Below are 235 nucleotides of genomic sequence, written 5' to 3' on the forward strand. Positions count from 1 at the left end.
GATATAATATATAGGTCGCCTATCTCTCAGGCGTTAATTCAGACGCAGAGAGGAGGTGCATATCAGATGGGCGAAGCTCTTGTTCACATCACGACCACAGTCATCAGTGGTTGTATTGTTGCGTTATTTACGCATTGGCTACGTACACGTAACAATAAGAAAAAATAGGCGATATTAGCCAACACCTAAAAATCCCCTCACTACTCGCAATAGTGAGGGGATTGGTGCATATAAT

1 protein-coding gene is annotated in these 235 nt (G+C 42.6%); it reads left to right on the forward strand.

Going from position 1 to position 235, the window contains the following annotated elements:
• The first annotated feature begins 66 nt into the window (after positions 1-66).
• Entirely contained in the window at positions 67-168 is a 102-nt protein-coding gene (locus HMPREF2706_RS12165) for a type I toxin-antitoxin system Fst family toxin (protein WP_019236111.1), read from the forward strand.
• Positions 169-235 lie beyond the last annotated feature (67 nt).

Source organism: Staphylococcus sp. HMSC067F07 (assembly GCF_001837405.1).
Taxonomy (GTDB): domain Bacteria; phylum Bacillota; class Bacilli; order Staphylococcales; family Staphylococcaceae; genus Staphylococcus; species Staphylococcus capitis.

Bases quoted from the DNA above. Each gene is read 5' to 3' on its own strand.
- HMPREF2706_RS12165 (WP_019236111.1), top strand. From the start codon at position 67: ATGGGCGAAGCTCTTGTTCACATCACGACCACAGTCATCAGTGGTTGT.